We start from the raw sequence: 17,588 nt of genomic DNA on the forward strand, positions 1-17,588 counted from the left end.
GCCTAAAGCAGTTTTTCAAGCTGCTGACGCATGCGATCGAGTTCGGCCTGGGAGATGCCACCCGCCGCTTCATCCGGGCGATCGCTGGGCCGATCGCCGGACTGGTCACGGGGCTGGAGGTCGGGGTCGGGCTGGTCGGGGTCCCAGAGGTGTTCCTCCAGGCTGTGCTCGGGGGGCACCGCCAGCGTCCCCTCTGGAATCAGGCGATAGCCGTAGCCAACCGATTCACAGAACTCTTCGATCTCAGTTTGCTCAAAGCCTTCAACCGTAGCCTCCGGAAAGTCTTGGGCTTCCAGCATGAGGGCATAGCGGGTGGCATCGTCCTCGTGCTCAAACATTAGAATCAAATTCTGCCCATTCATGGTTTCGGCGTGGATGCCCTCATTATCGGTGCGGGCATTGAACAACAGCACGTACACCACCATAGCCCTATCTCACATACAGCATTACCTTGTTTACTCTACCGGGCGATCGCAGCGCGAACAAAGTTACTCCGGCTGCCGTCTATGCTTTAGGAGTTAAATCACAGCACTAGAATTGGGCATCACCCGAAGAGAAGAAATCCATCAGTTCATTACGGATGGTGGGCAGAAGTTTCGGGAGTTCACTACTATGTTGGGTGTTCTGCGGTGGCGTAAACGGGTATGACCCCTTCTCAAGATTCGGAGTCTTCTCAGGAACCGGAGTCTGCTCGGGAGCCAGAGTCTTCCCAGGCACCAAAACCGGGCGGTGGCAAACCCTGGCTAACATCGGCGCTGGTGGTGGGATCTGGGTTGCTGGTGCTGGGGGGCAGCACGGTTCTGGGCGGCTGGTTATGGAGCCGCAACAACCTGATTCCCTGGGTGTCTGAGCAGCTTTCTGAGACCCTGAATCGGCCGGTAGAGCTGGGACCGCTAGAGCAAATTGGGCTGACTGGGATACGGGTGGGGCCGTCTACCATTCCACCAACATCCACCGACCCAGATTCTCTATCGCTGGAAGCGGTCGAGCTGCGGTTTAGCCTGCTAGATCTGTGGCGGCGCGAGCTGCCGCTCAGCCTCACCCTGGCGCAAGGTGAGCTTTACCTGGAGCAAAACGCCGAGGGCGAGTGGTTCAATCTCGACATCGACTTGCCGGAGCAAGATCCCGATCGCGATCCGTTTATTAACATCAACCTCGACACGATTAACGTTGAGGATAGCCAGCTCACCATGGTGCCCTACGTTGCAGGAGACGCAGAGCCCGTGCGGGTGGCGATCGCCGATCTTGAGGGTCAGCTAGAGTTTAGCGACGCGTTCATTGACGTTCCTGAGGATCCAAACTCTCCCTTAGAAACCCGACAGCTGGATTTAGCCCTGAGCGGCAACTCCATCCAGGGCGGCAGCATTGAGGTGAAAGGTGCCGTTCTGCTGCCCCCGCCCCAGGATTCCAGCGCCGTCGCCGATGCCACCGAGGTACCCGGCCCTGGTCTGCAGGCCAAGATTAACCTGCGCACCCAGGAGGCCAGAGCGACCGACATTCTGCCCCTGCTCGACTCTTTTCTAGAGAATCCGCTGCCGGTGCAGTTTCCTAGCGGCCAGATCAGCGGCCAGGTCGATATTGAAAGCGGCGGCGGTGTGCCAACCACCGTAGTGGGTACAGCGCGCGTCGAAGCCGCCTCTCTAATTACCCGCGGCTTACCCGAGCCCCTGCAAAATCTGCAGGGCGACGTGCGGTTTCAGGGCCGGGTGCTCGAGTTTGAGGGGGTAACGGCTAGCCTGGGCGAACTGACGGCCAGAGCGGGCGGCACCCTTGACCTAGACGAGGGCTACGACTTGAGCGGTCAGGTCAACCCCTTCAGGCCAGAGCAGCTGTTTGAGCTATACGAGGTGGCGCTGCCGGTAACCACGACAGGCACCTTTTTAGCCAATGTCACCATGACCGGACCGCTGCGGCAGCCCGTTATCGCCACCGATTTTATTTCCCGAGGCTCCGTCACCATTGACCGAGTTGCCTTCGCGGCGGTCGAGGCCAACACCACCCTGAGGGGACGCGACCTGGTAATCGACAGCTTTCAGGCGCTGCCCCAGGCAGGAGGCTCGCTGACCGGCAGCGGTCTTTACAGCTTTAGTCAACCGGGACAGCTGGCGCTCTCGATAACGGGCGATCGCCTGCCCGCCAATGCCCTGGGTCAGCCCTACGGCTTGCCCGACACCGTTGCCCTGGGGCCAGTGTTTCTAGAGGCCGAGGTCAGTGGGCCATTCAGCCAGCTCACGGGTACTGCTAGCTGGCGAGCCCCGGCGGGCGACTACCCGGCCCGTGGCGACATTCGCCTGGCAGGCAACACCCTGCGCTTTACCGATACCTTTGTGCAGGTGGCCGGGGGCACCCTCGTCGGCCAGGGCAGCCTGGGGCTAAACAGCCGTCAGTGGGAGTCCTCCATTCGCGCCGATGCCGTGCAGCTCGATCAGCTGGGGGCTGGTGTAGACGGGGTGCTAAACGGAGTTGCCCAGTTTTCTGGCACCCTGGCGGGTGGCCTGAGTGGCATTCAGGGGCAGGGGGTGGCCCAGGCGGTGCTGCCCGGAGGAGGTACGGTGAATACCCGCGCCAACCTCAGCGGCGGCCAGTGGGTGGCCGATCTGCGGGGCCAAAACCTGCGGCTCGCCGCCTTTGCCTCCGATCTCCAGGGCACCGCCGAGGGCCGCTTTCAGCTCAGGGGCAGCACCGATGCCCGCAGCCTGGCCGGAGTGCGGGGAGAGGGCCAGCTGATTCTATCCGACGGGTTGGCCACGGCGGCAAGCCGCGCCCCCCAGCTAGCTCAGGTGCGCCAGCCCCTCACCGCCGACCTAGCCTGGAACGGCCAGTCGATTCTGGTACAGCGGGCCAGCACGGCCGGGCTACAGGCCAATGGCGTAATCACCCCCCAGCTGAGCGGAGCCGGTGCGCCCGCGATCGCCAACCTCGATCTCAACCTCGATATCGATGGCTACAGTTTGGCGGCGCTGCCGCTGCCTGAGATCATTCCCCTGACGGGCAACGCGTTCTTTAACGGGCGGCTGCGGGGTCGCCCGGGGGCCCTAGCCCTGACTGGCAACGCCTCGCTAGTGGGCCTCACTGCCGGGGACTTGGCCTTTGCCTCGCCGCTGACGGGGCCGATCGCCTATACCCAGGGTGGCCCGCTAGCGGTTGATTTGACCGGCGGCGGCGATCGCGTCTATGCGGCCACTGCCCAGGGCGACCGCGACCTCGCCTTTGAGGTGCGCAGCGGCGAGGCCCTGGCAGAGGGCTATACCCAGGCGGGCATTCTCTATGCCACCGTCGAAAATCTGCCGATTGGCGACCTGCGGCTGCCCCAGGCGGGCACCAGCGGCATTGGCACCTTCGACGGTCTAATTACCTCCGCTGAGATCGTCGCCGACCTGCGCCAGTCTACGCTGCGGGCCAGCTTCGACGTGCAAGACCCCAGCATTAGCTACATTAGGCTGCCCTCAGAGACCACCCTGACGGCCATTGACCCAGCGGCTCCCGAGCAGCCGCTGGAGGTGACCCGCTACGGTCGCCTGCGGGGCAATGTTACCTTCGCCAACAACGTCATTGGCCTGGTGGGGGTCACCCTGGAGTCGGCAGGTGGCCTCAGTCGCTACCTGGCCAGCGGCACCTATACTCTGGGCGACAGGCCCCAAATCAATGGCGAACTGGTGGTTGAGAACGGCCAGATTCAAGAGCTGCTGCAGACCCTGCTGATTTTTGAATGGGCCGACTTTCGCCCTAACCTGCTCAACCCACCCGACTGGTACCGCCCCGCCGCCCCGGCTGAGGTGGCCTCTCTAGAGGAGGTGAACCCGGTGGGCGATCGCAACGCCAGCCTGCTCGACCAGCTGCGCCGCCTGGCCGAAGTGCAGGAGCTGCAAGACACGCTGGCGGCCCAGGCCGAATCTGCGCCGCTGCCCCCGCTCGAAGAGCTGACCGGCAACTTCTCAGGCACCGTCACCGCCAGCGGAGCCGTGCCCGACGACCTCAACGTTACTTTCGACCTGGCCGGGGCCAACTGGGTCTGGGGCGAACCCGACGGCAGCAACGGTGCTGTCTATCGCTTTGACGAAGTCATTGCCCAAGGCAGCTACGAAGACAGCATCGTTCGGCTCGACCCGGTCAGCCTGCGATCGAACTTTTCAAATTTCTCAGCGACAACCCAGCAGGGGATTGCCCTGGCCACCCTCAACGGCGAGTTTAGCCTCAACCCCGACGATGCTGAAAACCGCACCATGCGCCTGGAGGTCAGCAATGTGCCTCTCAACGCCCTGCGCCAGCCCCTGCGGCTGCCCGACAACCTAGACGGGCTGATGAACCTGGGCGCTACCCTCACCGGCAGCCTGGCCAACCCCCAGGTGCGGGGGCAGCTAGCAGTCAACGAAGCCACCATCAACCGCAACACCATCGACCTGGCCAGCGCCAACTTTAGCTACGAAAACGCTCGCCTCAATTTGATCAGCCGGGTGGCGGTTGATGAGGAAATTGAAGACCCGCTGCGGCTGGTGGCTAGCGTGCCGCTGACCCTGCCCGGACTCAGCCAGCAGCCAGAGACCGATACAGTCAACATCACGCTTAGAATGCGCGACGACGGCTTTGCCCTGATCAACCTGTTCACCCAGGCGATCGCCTGGGAGTCGGGGATGGGCAATCTCGACCTGGCGGTTCAGGGCCGCTGGCCCACCAATCAGTCCATTCAGGAGGCGCTGACTACGCTCAACGTCACTGGCCAGGCCGATTTTGAGGGCGTTACTATCAGCGCCCGCAGTCTGCCCGAGCCGCTAACCAACATTCAGGGCAGCATTCGCGTCGTCGAAAGCCCCGCCACCAGCCTGAGCAGCTCGGTTTATAGCAGCGGTCTAGTGCTCGATTTCCAAACCCTGCAGGGCGACTTTAGCGACGGCAAGGTGGTGGCTGAGGGCAATCTCAAGCTGCTGCCCTCGGTGCGCGATCTGGCCCCAGGGCTATTCGACAACAACAGAACTTTGTCCGCCGAAGCCCAGGGTCCAGGCGTCGATAACCCCTTTCGCGTCAGCCTTGACAACATCGCCCTTGACCTGCGCAACCCCGCCGGTACCTATCGGGGACAGGTGGATGGCAATGTTGTGGTCGACGGCAGCGTCTTTTTGCTGGCTCCCCTTGTCTATGGCGAGGTCATGCTCTCTGATGGGCTTATTACGCTGCCTGAGGTTGGCGAAGGGGGTGGTACGCCAGCAGGCTTTGCCCCCACCCGAGAACCCCGCATCTTTGACCCCATTCCACCCATCCTGGAGGACTTCCAGCTAATTTTGGCCGACAACGTTCGGCTTGCAATTCCTGGCATTGTCGATGTACGGGCCGAGGGCACCCTAGATTTAATCGGTACCGCCCCCAACATCAAGCCCGTCGGTCGCATTGACCTACCCTCCGGTCGCATCAACCTGCTAACCACTGAGTTTCGGCTGACCGGGGACGAAAATTACGCCGAGTTTAGTGAACTAGACGACACCATTGACCCCTACTTAGTGGCCACGCTGTCGGCGGCCGTTCCAGACAGCGCCGCCGCTGGCGCTTCTCTGTCCACCGCCTCCCCCTTCCCCCGCAACGAAATCAGCGAGTCTAGAATTGACCAGCTGGGCCTCACCCAGGCGGGGGTACAGACGGTTCGCATTCGCGCCAACGTCAACGGTCGCGCCAGTCGGGTAGTCAACCTGCAGGGGGTCGAGCTAGAGAGCACACCCCCCCGCTCGGAGGGCGAAATTGTCGCGCTGATTAGCGGCGGCTTTTTAGCTGCCCTAGAGTCGACGCTAGGGAGCGTGTCGGGCGGTGGCGACGGGTTTCAGGGGCTGCTGGCCTTTGCCGGTTCGGCCCTGCTCAACAACCTGCAAAATCTTTTGGGCTCGGGTCTAGAGCGTACCGACCTGCGTCTGTTTTCGGCCTCGCCGCCGGGCAACCCCCAGGGCGGTGCTGTCGATATCGGCGGCGAAATTGGATACAACTTCTCGCCCAGTATTTCGGTGTCGGTGCAAAAGGTGTTTACCAACGTCACTCCCGCTGTTTTTAGCGTGCGTTACCGCATCAACGACCAGATCACGCTGCGGGCCATTACTAGCTACGAGCAATTTAACGAAAATACGGGAGCGATTTTAGAATTTCGGTTTTAGAGCAGGGGGATGACGCTGCCTTTCGCCCTCCATTCCCTGTAAGGTAAAAGCCGTGGGGATAATGCCACCCGGCCCATCGTCGTTTGCATATCTATGGATCCTAAGCTAACTGACCAGGCTACACCGTCCCCTGCCAAGGACGATCGCACCACCCAAGCAAACTCTACAGAAAACGCTCCCCAGGGGCGGTGGCGATCGCTGTGGCAGGGCCAGTGGGGCAACCTGCGGGTGCTGGCGATCGCCCTGGCGATCGCCCTAACGGTGCGGGTGCTGATTGCTGAACCCCGCTATATTCCCTCCAACTCGATGGGCCCAACGCTGCACATTGGCGATCGCCTGCTGGTTGACAAAGTCAGCTATCGCTGGCAGCCCCCCCATCGGGGCGACATTGTGGTGTTTGCGCCGCCGCCTCAGCTCACTCGCCTGGGCTACGAAACCCGCCAGGCCTTCATCAAACGCATCATTGGCGAACCGGGCCAAACAGTCGAAGTGGTGCAGGGACAGGTCGTTGTCGATGGACACCCCCTGCAAGAGCCCTATATTCTTGAACCACCCGCCTACACCCTTGCTCCCGTAACGGTACCGACCGGGCAGGTGTTTGTTATGGGCGACAACCGCAACGACAGCAACGACTCCCACGTGTGGGGTGGGCTGCCCCAGCAAAACATTATTGGCCGCGCCCGGTTTCGGTTCTGGCCCCTCGATCGCCTCGGTCCAGTCAATTAAAGCTTGCCATCGCTTTCCCTCACCCGACGATGGCCCAACGGCGTACTGCATTACCACCCTAACTTGACGGGTTGTGTAAGATCAAAGCGGCTTGAGATAAAGCGGTTTTGAGGAAGGCCCCATGCTTGTACAGCTCGTTCGCCCCCTAGTGCGCACCCAGGTGCAAATGCTCACCCAGGCCCAGTCGGCCAGCAGCAAACTGGTGAGCATGGTTTCCCAGTGGCTGGGCTATCTGGGCGTTCATGCGGAGGTAACCCAGCTGCAAACCACCGGCAGCCGCATTCAGGTGTCGCTCTGCGTGGGCAAACCCGAGCAGTGCACCGAGGCCGAGTGGCAGCAGATTCTCAATAACCTCAACCAAGATCAAACCGTCACACCTGAAGAAGACTCCCTTACCTACGCGGCCATGTCCCCCGCCCAGCAGAGCAAGGTGCAGCGGCTGTTGGCCTCCATGCTCCACGCCAGTGGCCAAGACCCCCTCGAAGAATGGGCTAGCCTGCGGCCAAGGCTGGTGGCTTTGGGCATGGAAGAATCAATGCTGGCGGGCATTCAAAGCGCCCTCAAGGTGCCTATGCCCGTGGAGCTTTTGGCCGAGCAGCTAGAGCCTGACGTAGCCGCCTTTGTGCTGTCCAAAGCCATTCACATCGCCCTACTCGACCAGCAGATTAGCCAGGCCGAGGACACCGCCCTCAAAACCCTGCTCAACGCCGTCGATCACAAGGTAGTGGCCTAGGTTCGCCGCTTCATCTTCGTTCCCTTCGCCTCTCTCGGTATGGATTCTGTCGCCCTATTTCACCTGGCCTTTCCCGTGGCCGATATTCCTACCACAAAAAAGTTTTACGTGGATGGCCTCGGCTGCGAGCCAGGGCGAGAAACGCCTAACTCGCTCATCCTCAACCTGTACGGCCACCAGCTGGTAGCCCACACCACAACCGAGCTGATGCCCCAAAAGGGCATCTACCCCCGCCACTTCGGCCTGGTCTTTATGGCTGAGCCCGCTTGGGAATTGCTGCTCCATCGCGCTAAAGAGCATCAACTCACGTTCTACCAGAGCGAAAAGCACCGCTTTCCAGGCACAACGCTGGAGCACCGCACGTTCTTTTTGCAGGACCCGTTCTACAACCTGCTGGAGTTTAAGTACTACTGCCACCCCAGCGCCATCTTTGGCGAGGTAGAGCAAGGTCTAGTGGGCGATGCCAAGTAGAGGGCTAGAGGATTGATACTGAACTTGGGAATGTGGGCACTCGCATGGTCTTTATAGTGCGATCGCACCCACACCCTGAGACTGGCTTTTTGCGCTTCAGAAATGCCCGTCGCTCCGGCAATGTTCATGCCTTTATAGGGGCGATCGCACCAGGAACACTGTTCGTTTACCCTACCCGTAGCCAGCCAAACACCTGCCCCACCGTTAGCGCCAGAGCCGGAGCCAGACCCGTCATTGTCACCTCATTTTCTGCTTCTTCCAGAGAGGCAGGGAGTTGGTCAGGCAGATAAACCTGCACCAGATTCTCATTCGGGTCGATCAGCCAGCCTCCCAGCCCGCCGTGGTTGAGGCAGTGCAAAATGTTGCTCACCACCCGCGTTGACGACTGCTCAGGGCTAAGAATTTCGATCGTCCAGTCAGGGGCGGCGCTAAACGTATTGGCAATGGTGCCATCGTCATTCGTGGGCAACCGCTGCCAACGGAATACAGATACGTCTGGAATGATGGATCTGCCGCCAAACGTGCAGCGCAGTTCGGGTAGGGCCAGGGCGACGCGAGCATCTTCAGTCACTGCATTAACAGTACCAATCAGCTTTTGTTGAATACGGCTGTGCTGTCCCTGGGGCATGGGTTTTTGAATAATGTGGCCGTCGATATATTCGCGGGCGGGCTTGGTCTCTGGCTGTTGCAGAAACTCAGCCAGGGTAATGGTTTTGGCAGGGGTTTGTACCATGGGCCAGGGAGATCGCGTTGTGGCTATTGTAGACCGCCGTTATGACCAGGTGCCCTACGAAGCGTGATGGCTAATGCTTTTGCCCTCCGCCCCCGTGCTAGGTTGAGAGGCAGCAATTTTTCGGTGGGCTATGCACAAAATTCCAGTCACCATCATCACCGGCTTTCTTGGGGCGGGCAAAACCACCCTGATTCGTCAGCTGCTGCAAAATCCCCAGGGCCGGCGCATTGCCGTGCTGGTCAACGAGTTTGGCGAAGTTGGCATCGATGGCGACCTGCTGCGCAACTGCCAGGTGTGTGACGAAGACGAAGACCCTACTACCAACATTCTCGAACTCACCAACGGCTGCCTCTGCTGCACTGTGCAGGAGGAGTTTTTGCCCACCATGCAGCAGCTCATGACCCGCCGCGACCAGATCGACTGCATCGTCATCGAAACCTCCGGTCTCGCTCTGCCCAAGCCCCTAGTGCAGGCCTTTCGCTGGCCCGAAATTCGCACCGCCGCCACCGTCGATAGCGTCATTACCTTGGTTGACTGCGAAGCTCTGGCCGCAGGCGACCTGGTGGGCGACCTGCCCGCCCTGGAGGCCCAGCGCCAGGCCGACGACAGCCTCGACCACGAAACGCCCCTCGAAGAACTATTCGAAGACCAGCTTAACTGCGCCGATCTGGTGCTGCTGACCAAAGTAGATAAGGTCAGCGAAGGCGATCGCACCCGCATTGAAACCTGGCTCACCCAACAGCTGCCCCACCCCGTCAAAGTACTCGGTCTAGCCGGGGGTGAGGGCAGCAGCCCCATCAGCCCCGACCTGCTGCTGGGCTTCAACGCCGCCGTCGAAGACAACCTCGACAGCCGCCCCAGCCACCACGACCACGAGCATGATCACGACCACGACGATGACATTGTGGCCATCCCAGTTGTGCTCAACCAGGGCTTTGAACCCAAGGCACTAGTAAAACGGCTAGAACAACTGGCCGCCGCCCACGAAATCTACCGCATCAAGGGCTTTGTGGATGTACCCGGCAAAGCCATGCGCCTGGTAGTCCACGGCGTCGGCCAGCGATTTGACTCTTTTTTCGATCGCGCCTGGCAGCCCAGCGAACCCCGCCAAACCCGCCTAATAGTTATCGGCAAAGATCTAAATGAAGCGGTGATCCGGGCTGCGATCGCCGCTTAATACTAAGTCCTATTTAGATAACCCCCGGTACCTCTGGGCGAATGCCATAAAGCCTCCGGCTAGGCTGCGCCAACACCCCTACGATCTGGCCTTTTCAGAACCGGGGTTATGCCATGTCCAATTAGCTCACCCACTGACCCATCCACCCATCCACCCGCCTACTTGCCCACCCATCCACCCATCCACCCATCCACTCACCCATCCACCCGCCTACTCACCCACCTCACCTACCCATACAACCCCGCCACCCACTCCCCATAACCGTTGTAAATCACCGTCGGCTGCTCCTCCCAGCTAAACAAAGCCGTACTCTCTCCCACTAGCCGCTCCTTCTTCTGCGACCATCGGGGATGCGGCACGTCAGGCTCTACATTGGCCTCAAACTTATACTCATTGGGGGTCAGCGTGTTCCAGAAGGTAGCGGGTTGCTCGGCCACAAACTCAATTTTGACGATCGACTTGGCCCCCTTAAACCCATACTTCCAGGGCACCACCATGCGAATGGGGGCACCGTGCTGTTTGGGCAGGGTGCGCCCGTAGACCCCCACCGCAAAAAAGGCCAGCTCATTGGCCATTTCGTCTACAGTTAGGCCCTCGGTGTAGGGCCAGGGCAGGTTGCGGGCAAAGCCCAGATTCGGGCCAGGGGTGACGGCCGAATCATAGAACGAGGTAAACCGCACGTACTTTGCCGCCGCCGTCGGTTCTACTGCCGCCATCAAGGCCCGCATCGGAAAGCCAATCCACGGCACTACCATCGCCCAGGCTTCCACGCAGCGAAACCGATAGATGCGCTCCTCCAGGTCAAAGCGCCGGGTCAGGTCATCTAAGTCATAGGTGGTCGGGTTTTTGACCAGCCCCGTCACCTCTAACCGCCAGGGATCCACAGGCAGCGCCTGGGCACTGGCCCAGATATTTTTGCTGCCGCCAAACTCATAGAAATTGTTGTAGCTGCTAGCGTATTGCTGCAAGGTTGGTTCTCGTCCAGCATCGGCAAAAGCCCGATTGCGAGATACCCCCAGCAGCGGTTCCCCCAAGGTGCGCGCTAGATCAGCATCCATCGTTGTGGAGCGCTGGCACCCACCCGCCGAGGCCGCCGCCAAACCTACTCCCGCCCCTATCAGCGAGGTCATAAACCGTCGTCGCCGCCAAAACACTCCTTCGGAAGTGACCCGAGGGTGGGGTCGTTGCCAGTCGGGGGGAGCCTTAAAGAAAACCATGCTCAAGTCAAGGAATGAGGGGGAGGGCGATCGCCAGCTCACTTTATCCTTTCACAGCCAATTCCTAAGTGGATGAGGCCTGGGTGAGAAAGCCAGGGGCCAGACCGTCACCAAGCCAATCGCGCCTAATCTCGCGAAAACTTATGTAACGTTTCTGTCCCTAACCTGAGGAATATACGGATATTGACTTCAGTCACCTCCGAGAATTCCACAATTTCCCTAGGAGGAAAATAAAATTTCGGCGGCTAACCCGCCAGAAACCAGATCATTTAACTAAAAATTCACAGAGCTGTGGGCATTTCATGAATCAGGCTAGATCCTTTACGGCACAAGGGTTAGCCCCTACTCAAAACCGCTTTGGTCAGCCCTAGCGGCAGCTTTAAGCATCAATTTTTTGCTGCTGTCGCCACTGCTTTTGAGAATAGAATCAGCAGATTCTATACTGGGTAGGCGAGTCCAGGCTAATCCGTAGTTCCGCTATTGTGAGCTTTCTCCTCTAACCTTAGGCTGATATCACAAGCACATGATTTTCACTTGCTGTCTATGCGTTGCCCTGTAACCAGCCGCAATCGACAGGACTAGGGCAGCGGGCACTCGCCTGCGCCTGCCAGTCGTCCGCTCAGCTTGGGGCCAGGGTTACTCCGTTAGGGGCACAGTTCTCGATTATCCGATTGGATTTTGGACGTTTCCTGAAATCGCTATGGTCGCTACTTCTCGGTTTCAAGCTAAAGGCAATACCCTAGAGCTGCTGCGGCAGTATCAAAGCAGCCCTAATCTCAGCCTACGCAACCAGCTGGTACAGCTCAACATAGGTTTAGTGCGCCGGGAAGCCTACCGCTGGCTTCAGCAGTCCACAGAAACCTTTGACGACCTGATGCAGGTGGGCAGTCTGGGCCTAATTCGAGCCATCGAGCGGTTTGATATGGGCAAAGGCTATGCGTTTAGCTCCTTCGCCATTCCCTATATTCGGGGCGAAATTCAGCACTACCTGCGCGACAAAAGCACCTCCATGCGCATTCCGCGCCGATGGCAGGCGCTACAGAGCCAGTCAACTCGCGTGATTCGCCAGCTGCAAGTCGAGCTGGGCCGAGGCCCAACTGACGCGGAGATCGCCGTTGCTCTCGACATCTCAGTGGCCGAGTGGCAAGACGTTAAGCTGGCCAACCGCAACCGATCGCTGCTCAGCCTCGACGCCCCCGTACAGGACGAGGAGTCGGCCTGTCTGGGTGACCTGCTGCCCGATCTCAAGTACAAAAGTTTTCAGCTAGCCCAGGAAGATCAAATCCGCTTACAGCAGGCGCTGCACCAGCTTGAGCAGCGCACTCGCGAAGTGTTGGAGTTCGTCTTTCTGTACGATTTAACCCAAAAGGAAACCGCCGAGCGCATGGGCATCAGCGCTGTCACCGTATCGCGGCGGGTCAAGCAGGGGCTCAGTCACCTCCAGACCCTCATGGTTTCTAACGAAGACGAAATAGCTTAAATCACGCTGTATCGGTAGTAAATGAGCCGCATCGGCAGAAGTGAGCTATCGTTGAGGAACATCGGCTCAGGAAGCAAGGAGGCTTGGCCATGGGGGCGATCGCGTTTTTGGTATTGTTTGTGCTGGGCTTTTTGCTGGCTACCGTAGGCGGCATCATTGGCCTGGTAGACGCGTTTCGAGTCAGCCCAGTATGGGGCCTGCTCTCGCTGTTTGTGCCCTTTGTGCTGCTGGTTTACTGCATTAAGTTTTGGGGCCGCAAGTGGGCTCGCAACAGTCTCATCATGAGTCTGGGCGGCTTGGGGGTCATGCTGCTCTCCACACCCCTGATGGGCGCTTTTATTGCGCAGCGGGCGGGTCAGCTTGGCATATCCACTGAAGAAGAGGTTCCCGCCGAAGGTACCGTGATTGAGCCTGTGCCTGTGCCCGACGAGCAGGTAGCCACCGGTGAAGAATTTGCTGAACCTCTGGTACCCGTTGCGCCTCAGCTAGCGCCAATTGCTCGGGCCGATCTAATTCAATCTACCGACCCCAACGAGCGGCTCCAGCAAATCAATAACAGCCGCATCGATCCCTTTGCGGCTGTGCCCGTACCACCGCCGCCCCAGGTTGTGGCCCCGCCAGCTCCACCCGGGTCTCCTTTACCCGGTGCTGGCAGCCCAGTGGGTACTACCACTGCTGGTGGCGGCGCTGCTGGCGGCGGTGCCGCTGGCGGCGGTGGCGGCGGTGGCGGCGGTGCCGCTGGCTCACCTGTGGCGGCAGCCCCTGGCACTCCAGGCGGTGCGGGTACAGGGACCGGTACGACTCCTGGTGCAGCGGGTGGGGCTCGGCCCGGTACACCCTCTCTAGCACCTCTGCCAGCTCTACCCCAGCCTACGTTAGCCGAAGCAGTGCTTGTGACTGGGGTCATGACTATTGGCAACGAAAACTTTGCGGTGGTGGAGACCTCTGCTGGTAGCCAGTACGTCAGGGCTGGTCAGCGCGTCGCCAATGGGCAGGTGCTGGTCAAGCGCATTGATGTGCGTGGTAGCGACCCAGTGGTGGTGTTGGAACAGAACGGGATTGAAGTGTCCCGCCCAGTAGGAGCCGCTCCGGCAACCGCTGCCGACGAACAACCTGCCGCCTAGGCCCAACCCCTCCCGCACCTCAACATTTAAAGCAAGCCCAGGGCCTAGGCCCTGGGCTTTGCTATTGCTCCACGGCCCTGCACCCCGCATCAAGTCGTGTCAGAATGTGAATTGCTCGACTTGGTGTGAATTATCTATGCCGCTTGAAACGGTTGTTTGGCAGGGGTTGTGGGGCGCGATCGCCATTGTGATAGCAGAGGTCCTACGAGATGTGTACCACGTGGTCAGCCACTACTGGCCCCCTCTAATGCGGCTCCACAATTGGCACCACCGAGCTTACAAAAAAGATTTCACTCCCGTTAGCCCTACCCTCTATCGCCAGGCTCAGCTCTACAACGATGCCCCTGAAGCCATTGTTATGGCCGGGGCACTGGCGGGGTTAGCCATTTCCACTGGCGTGGTCGGACTGTGGATCGGTTCGCTCTACGGCCTGAGCTTTTTGGCGGCGGCGATCGCCCGCTCCCAGGGCTGGCTCCTCACCACCGATCTCACCCACGAGCCCGGCGAACTAACTACCATTCCCGGCAACTGGCGAGTCAACCGCACTTACCACTGGCGGCACCATTTTGACGATACCAACGCCTACTTTGCCGGCTACTTGACCTTTTTGGATAAGCTGATGGGCACCGCTGTTTCCCTCAAGGGCAAAACCGTCGCTGTTACGGGGGCTTCGGGCACAATGGGCCGCGCCCTGCTGCAGGAGCTGGCCCGTCAAAAGGCGCGCCCGATCGCCCTTACTACCTCTTCCCATGCCGTCTTTGAGGATGGCATTCCCTGCTGGCAGTGGCAGCCTGGGTCCGAGGCTGACCTGCAAGACGCGCTTAAAAAGGTGGACATTCTGATCATCAACCACGGGCTAAACGTGCACGGCGATCGCACCCCCGAGGCCATTCACACCTCCCTGGAGGCCAATGCTCTCTCGGGCTACCGGCTGATGGAAGTCTTCTTCAGCACCGTAGAAACCTCGCCCCAGCGGGCTACCAAGGAAGTGTGGGTGAATACCTCTGAAGCCGAGGTTAGTCCGGCCTTTAGCCCTCTGTATGAGGTGTCTAAGCGGCTGATGGGTGACCTGGTCAGCCTGCGGCGGCTCGATGCCCCCTGTGTGGTGCGTAAGGTGATTTTGGGGCCGTTTAAGAGCAATCTCAACCCGATTGGGGTGATGTCTGCTGACTGGGTGGCCTGGGCAGTGGTGGCGTTAGCCAAGCGCAACGTGCGCAACATCATCGTCACCATCAACCCGCTGACTTATCTAGCCTTTCCTCTAAAGGAGTTAGCCCAGGGCGTTTACTTTCGCCTTTTTACCCGCCGCAGGGGAAGCGAGGGCAGCTAATTAGGGGTGGCGCGGCACAGCCCTGACGCCTATACCTCGGGGATGGGCCAGGGCTGCTGTCTCCAGCCAAGCTGCCGTTTCGCCGCAGATGTATTGATCTGAGGCATGTGGTGTTCGACCAGCGCTACGGTGTCTTGCACGAGTGCTTCTAGCTGAAGAGCTGCGACGGAGGGCTCTTGGTGAAACAAGCCTTCCAGCCGAGCCGCCAGATTTGGCGGGGCTATAGCCATTTGCTCAATAAAGATGCCCATGCGCTTGAATTGAAAGGTTGAGAAGTAAAGGTGGTTCAGCCCAGACAGCACCCCGAGAATGTTTTGGGCCGACTCAACCAAAATTTGGTAGTACCAGAGGGTAGCATCCCGCCGAGACAGCTTATCCTGCACGCCCCAGAGGGCAAAAAATTTGAGATGGTGCTCTATTACGGCTTGGGCAAGCTGGTTGGGATAGGTGGCGATGTTGTCTTTCCAACGGTGAATGAGGGCTTCCCCATAAAGCGGAATGCTAATCAAGGTGCCGTGCAGCATTTTCATGATGCCGGGTTGAATCTCAAATTTCTCCAGTACGGTGCTCATTTCCGCTTCCCACTGGGCGATCGCGGTATGGGCAAACTGGCATTCAACCCCCTGTACCCGAAACGTTTCACCAAACGCACCCGCCTGGCGATCGCCCACAATTTCAATTAGTTCTGCGTCCCGATTTTGCTGTCGTGCCAGAGTTAACTCGTCTTCAGTGGGCAGCTCATCGTAGTACAGCATGACATCGCAATCTGAGTACTCATCGCACCGCCCCTCTGCCACTGAGCCTGTGACCATCACGGCTCTGGTCTTTGGGTTAGCAATGTACGGTTTGACGTTGCGATGGACTAATTCCAGCAGGTATTGCGTTCTATCCGTCATGGCTTAGCCACTGAGAGCAACAGCGTTTACCCCGCCGCGCTAGATTTTTTGCCACCTAGCTGCGGTTAAAGAACTCAACCTGGGGCAAACGGGGGTCGTTGACCATGCCCAAGCCCTGAAAATTCCAGCGGTTGATCAGGGGTTTGAGACTAGAGGCGGTGATAGTTTCGATCGCAAATTTGTCACTCAGCTCGGGGGCGTGGGCGTTGAGGTAGCTGAGGGCATCGTAGTCGGCGGTAAACACCAGCAGAAACCCCGTGGGCGGTGGCTGGTCAGGGCTACTGCCGTGGGGTCGGGCGACTAGGTAGCTGCCGTCGGCGCGCGATCGCAGCAAATAGTAGAGCTGAGACACCATAAGTTCTAACCGCCTCAGTTGATATCCGACAGGCGAATGCGCGGGTCTACAAAGCTCAGCAACAGATCGGCCAGCAGATTGCCAATAATCAGCAACACCGCTCCCATAATTAGGCTGGCCATCACCAGGTATAAATCCTGGGCCTGGACCGCTTCGAGAGTCAGTTTTCCTAGACCGGGCCAGTTAAAGTAGGTTTCGGTAATGAATGCACCGCCCAGCAGACCAGCAAACTCAAAGCCCAGGAGCGTGATCAGCGGGTTCACCGCATTGCGCAAAGCGTGGACATAGACCACCCGTTTTTCTGACAGCCCTTTGGCTCGGGCGGTTTGAATGTAGTTCTGGCGCAGTACGTCGAGCAACTGCCCTCGGGTAATGCGCTGAAGGCCAGCAAAGCTGGTGATGCTGAGGGCCAGGGTTGGTAAAATCAGGTGCCAGCCTACGTCGACAAGTTTGCCAAACCAGTTGAGGTCGTCGTGGATAATGCTGGTGCGCCCGCCAATGGGGAACAGCGGCGCTACGCTTTGGGCAAAAAACAGCAGCAGCAGGCCGGTCACAATGCTGGGCATGCCCTGGCCCAGATAACTCAGCACCCGCAACACCTTATCGACAGGACGATTTTGGTTGACGGCGCTGACAATGCCCATCGGGAGAGCGACTAGCCAGGTAACCAGAAAAGCCGCAAAGGATAGCAGCAGCGTGTTGGGCACCCGCTCCCACAGCAGATCGACCACCGGGCGCTGGTAGGCAAAACTGAGGCCAAAGTTACCGTGGAAAATCACCTGGTAGAGCCAGTTGAAGTACTGCCGCCACACCGGCTGGTCGAGCCCAAATTGGGTTTCAATCTGGGCTAGGGTCTCAGGAGAAAACTGGGGGCTTTGGCGGTACTGGTCGAGAAAATTGCCTGGGGCTAGCTGAATCACAAAAAAGCTGAGAGCCGAGGCCAGCAGCAGCGTTAGCGCCGCCTGCAGCAGACGTTTCACCACGTAGAGGACGGTTTCGCTGGTGGCAAAGGTCACCAGGCGGTCCCAGGGGCTGACCAACGGACGACGGGGCGTAGAGGACTGAGCCATTCCCAAACACAGAGAGTAAAAGGGCTATCTCTGGTGATTCTAAACCAATCGCGCCTGCCCCATCGGTGCAGGTTGCTTGCGCAGAGGCTGAAGTCTGGGCCTGCGGGCAGGGTTAGCCCTTTACAACATCAGATTTTGCAACATT

15 protein-coding genes are annotated in these 17,588 nt (G+C 59.3%); 9 read left to right on the forward strand and 6 right to left on the reverse strand.

Annotated elements, in window-relative coordinates; genetic code table 11:
* Window positions 1–2: 2 nt before the first annotated feature.
* On the reverse strand, window positions 3–425 hold the full coding sequence (locus IQ265_RS18880) for a DUF3110 domain-containing protein (protein ID WP_194056405.1): 423 nt from the start codon (window positions 423–425) through the stop codon (window positions 3–5).
* Between the two features lie 219 nt (window positions 426–644).
* Here IQ265_RS18880 and IQ265_RS18885 point away from each other — a divergent pair, with 219 nt between their 5' ends.
* The 4 genes from IQ265_RS18885 to IQ265_RS18900 all read left to right on the forward strand — a co-directional run bounded on the left by IQ265_RS18885 (window position 645) and on the right by IQ265_RS18900 (window position 8,061).
* Window positions 645–6,131: a translocation/assembly module TamB domain-containing protein gene (locus IQ265_RS18885; RefSeq protein WP_194056407.1), complete on the forward strand. Its 5,487-nt coding sequence runs from the start codon at window positions 645–647 to the stop codon at window positions 6,129–6,131.
* A gap of 93 nt (window positions 6,132–6,224) precedes the next feature.
* Complete coding sequence (gene lepB / locus IQ265_RS18890; protein WP_194056410.1) at window positions 6,225–6,857, forward strand: signal peptidase I; 633 nt, start codon at window positions 6,225–6,227, stop codon at window positions 6,855–6,857.
* A gap of 121 nt (window positions 6,858–6,978) precedes the next feature.
* A complete protein-coding gene (locus IQ265_RS18895) occupies window positions 6,979–7,590 on the forward strand; it encodes a hypothetical protein (RefSeq protein ID WP_194056411.1) in 612 nt (203 codons plus the stop codon).
* Between the two features lie 39 nt (window positions 7,591–7,629).
* Complete coding sequence (locus IQ265_RS18900) at window positions 7,630–8,061, forward strand: VOC family protein (protein WP_194056414.1); 432 nt, start codon at window positions 7,630–7,632, stop codon at window positions 8,059–8,061.
* A 166-nt stretch (window positions 8,062–8,227) separates the two neighbouring features.
* Here IQ265_RS18900 and IQ265_RS18905 read toward each other — a convergent pair whose 3' ends face one another.
* Window positions 8,228–8,794, reverse strand: a complete 567-nt coding sequence (locus IQ265_RS18905) for a Uma2 family endonuclease (RefSeq protein ID WP_194056416.1) — start codon at window positions 8,792–8,794, stop codon at window positions 8,228–8,230.
* A gap of 130 nt (window positions 8,795–8,924) precedes the next feature.
* On the opposite strand from IQ265_RS18905, the gene cobW reads away from it, so the two are divergent.
* Together cobW and IQ265_RS18915 are read left to right on the forward strand one after the other, a co-directional pair.
* The gene (gene cobW / locus IQ265_RS18910) at window positions 8,925–9,971 is read left to right on the forward strand and encodes a cobalamin biosynthesis protein CobW (protein ID WP_194056418.1); all 1,047 of its coding nucleotides are present in this window, start codon (window positions 8,925–8,927) and stop codon (window positions 9,969–9,971) included.
* 108 nt (window positions 9,972–10,079) lie between these two features.
* On the forward strand, window positions 10,080–10,232 hold the full coding sequence (locus IQ265_RS18915) for a hypothetical protein (RefSeq protein WP_194056420.1): 153 nt from the start codon (window positions 10,080–10,082) through the stop codon (window positions 10,230–10,232).
* Here the strand turns inward: IQ265_RS18915 and msrP are convergent.
* On the reverse strand, window positions 10,199–11,188 hold the full coding sequence (gene msrP / locus IQ265_RS18920) for a protein-methionine-sulfoxide reductase catalytic subunit MsrP (protein ID WP_194056423.1): 990 nt from the start codon (window positions 11,186–11,188) through the stop codon (window positions 10,199–10,201). The genes IQ265_RS18915 and msrP overlap by 34 nt on opposite strands.
* Before the next feature lie 700 nt (window positions 11,189–11,888).
* On the opposite strand from msrP, the gene IQ265_RS18925 reads away from it, so the two are divergent.
* The 3 genes from IQ265_RS18925 (at window position 11,889) to IQ265_RS18935 (ending at window position 15,122) form a co-directional block, all read left to right on the forward strand.
* Entirely contained in the window at window positions 11,889–12,668 is a 780-nt protein-coding gene (locus tag IQ265_RS18925) for an RNA polymerase sigma factor SigF (RefSeq protein WP_194056425.1), read from the forward strand.
* Between the two features lie 89 nt (window positions 12,669–12,757).
* Window positions 12,758–13,792, forward strand: coding sequence for a hypothetical protein (locus tag IQ265_RS18930; RefSeq protein ID WP_194056427.1), 1,035 nt, complete (start codon window positions 12,758–12,760; stop codon window positions 13,790–13,792).
* Window positions 13,793–13,928: 136 nt separating this feature from the next.
* Window positions 13,929–15,122 carry a bifunctional sterol desaturase/short chain dehydrogenase gene (locus tag IQ265_RS18935; RefSeq protein WP_194056429.1) on the forward strand — a complete coding sequence of 398 codons (1,194 nt, stop codon included), beginning with the start codon at window positions 13,929–13,931 and terminating at the stop codon, window positions 15,120–15,122.
* A gap of 29 nt (window positions 15,123–15,151) precedes the next feature.
* Here IQ265_RS18935 and IQ265_RS18940 read toward each other — a convergent pair whose 3' ends face one another.
* The 3 genes from IQ265_RS18940 to IQ265_RS18950 are packed head-to-tail and all read right to left on the reverse strand — an operon-like array spanning window position 15,152 to window position 17,443.
* Window positions 15,152–16,018 carry a hypothetical protein gene (locus IQ265_RS18940; protein ID WP_194056431.1) on the reverse strand — a complete coding sequence of 289 codons (867 nt, stop codon included), beginning with the start codon at window positions 16,016–16,018 and terminating at the stop codon, window positions 15,152–15,154.
* A gap of 55 nt (window positions 16,019–16,073) precedes the next feature.
* On the reverse strand, window positions 16,074–16,373 hold the full coding sequence (locus IQ265_RS18945) for a hypothetical protein (RefSeq protein ID WP_194056433.1): 300 nt from the start codon (window positions 16,371–16,373) through the stop codon (window positions 16,074–16,076).
* A 14-nt stretch (window positions 16,374–16,387) separates the two neighbouring features.
* Window positions 16,388–17,443 carry an ABC transporter permease gene (locus IQ265_RS18950; RefSeq protein ID WP_228038108.1) on the reverse strand — a complete coding sequence of 352 codons (1,056 nt, stop codon included), beginning with the start codon at window positions 17,441–17,443 and terminating at the stop codon, window positions 16,388–16,390.
* Window positions 17,444–17,588 lie beyond the last annotated feature (145 nt).

Origin of the sequence: Nodosilinea sp. LEGE 06152, from assembly GCF_015207525.1 — a bacterium.
GTDB lineage: Bacteria > Cyanobacteriota > Cyanobacteriia > Phormidesmidales > Phormidesmidaceae > Nodosilinea.